This window comes from Mesorhizobium sp. M1A.F.Ca.IN.020.06.1.1, assembly GCF_004023265.1.
GTDB lineage: Bacteria > Pseudomonadota > Alphaproteobacteria > Rhizobiales > Rhizobiaceae > Mesorhizobium.
Map to the genome: position 1 here is coordinate 1 of NZ_RZSR01001479.1, position 917 is coordinate 917.

Genomic DNA, 917 nt, shown 5'->3' on the forward strand with positions numbered 1-917 from the left:
CGTCCTCAGCGAGCGTGACTTGGTCGACCTTACCCGGCTGGAACGCGATCGGCTGGCCTTCGAGGTTCTCGTCAGCCACCCGGCATCGCATGCCACGCTATCGCGCAGCCGACGCTCAGCGGACGGCGCGTTTTTCGCCAAGAGCGCGTTGCTGCAACGGAAGGTCACAGAGCGTTCGCTAAGGCGGACCAGAACCCCTGAGCATGCGTTCAGCGAAGGGGATCGTCTGCTCGCTCGCATTGATGACGCGCTGAAGCTGCCGCGAATCGAGGGCGTGGTGTCGTGCTGGAGCGACTGGACAATCAGCCTGGAACCTACGCCGCATGACGGCGGGTTCCGGAAAGACCATCCAGCCGTTGCCCGTGCGCTGAGCGTGCCGCAGTCGGCAACGTCCCTGCGACGCCTGCTGCGTGATCCGCTCGGCTTTGTCTGGCTGCGGGCATTGGGAATGACCGCCCCCGAGCTTGCCCTCGAGCCGCTGCAACTCGATCCCGTTGCGTTCGGCGACCTCGTGCATGAGTTGCTGCGCCTTGCGATCGAGCGCATCGAACCCACGCCCAGCCTTGTCGGGGCAACGCCAGAAGAAATCGACAATGCCCTTGGCGCGGCCGCCCGCGACATCGCCGAGCGCTGGCCGCTGACCCAGGTGGTGCCACCAAGATTGTTGTGGCTGGACACCATCGAGGAGGCACGGCGGCGCGCCCATCGCGGCCTCACGATCGACGAACGCTTCGGCCAGGGAACCCGCAGTTTCAGCGAAGTCCCGTTCGGCAATCCGCAATCGCCAGCAGAGCGTATCGATCCCTGGGATCAGCGCCAGGAAGTCGTGATCGGCCAGTCAGGCATCCGCCTGAAGGGCCGCATCGACCGTGTCGATGTGAAGGCCGACCGCCGCGGTGTGCGAATGTCCGACTATA

Annotated in this window: 1 protein-coding gene; it reads left to right on the forward strand. The window is 65.2% G+C overall.

Features of this window, described 5'->3' with window-relative positions; all coding sequences use genetic code 11:
• Nucleotides 1–19: 19 nt before the first annotated feature.
• A partial coding sequence (locus EOA60_RS35005) for a PD-(D/E)XK nuclease family protein (protein ID WP_164899868.1) occupies nucleotides 20–917 on the forward strand: 898 nt, incomplete at its 3' end.